We start from the raw sequence: 459 nt of genomic DNA on the forward strand, positions 1-459 counted from the left end.
GCCTCCCACCACGGGAAGCCGGCGCCGTTTCGTGCTGTCTCAGTCCTTCTCCGCCACGTAGATCGCCCGACCCGGCGACGACACGACCACACCCCTGGCCTTGAGGATCGTCAGGGCGCGCTGGATCGTCGACACGCTGACCGAGTACAGCCGGGCCATCGTGGCGAGCGTCGGTAGCTGGCTTCCGGGCGGGTACTCGCCGGAGTCGATCCGGTTGGTGAGGTCTTGGGCGATGTCGTCGTACGACATGGGTATGGGCATGGTGAAGTGATCTCCCTGGCTGGCTCGCCGATTTGATCACAAGGCCCTGGTCACCTCAACCACACAGTTGACTGTGTGCACACTGTGACCTAGCGTCGGGCGTGGGAGTGCCCCCTGGCTGGCAAAACTAGGTGGCGCCCGCAGGGCCCGGGTCATCTCAAGGGGCGACCCGGGCCCACCCAATCCCCTCGTTCAGAG

1 protein-coding gene is annotated in these 459 nt (G+C 65.6%); it reads right to left on the reverse strand.

Translation table 11 applies throughout. The features are described from left to right. Positions 1-39 precede the first annotated feature (39 nt). Positions 40-261 carry a winged helix-turn-helix domain-containing protein gene (locus tag OO70_RS50680; RefSeq protein ID WP_030498359.1) on the reverse strand — a complete coding sequence of 74 codons (222 nt, stop codon included), beginning with the start codon at positions 259-261 and terminating at the stop codon, positions 40-42. Positions 262-459: the final 198 nt, after the last annotated feature.

Origin of the sequence: Streptomyces xylophagus, from assembly GCF_000716435.1 — a bacterium.
Lineage (GTDB): Bacteria > Actinomycetota > Actinomycetes > Streptomycetales > Streptomycetaceae > Streptomyces > Streptomyces xylophagus.

Excerpts from the sequence above, each read along its gene's own strand:
- OO70_RS50680 (WP_030498359.1), bottom strand. The coding sequence starts at position 261 with ATGCCCATACCCATGTCGTACGACGACATCGCCCAAGACCTCACCAAC.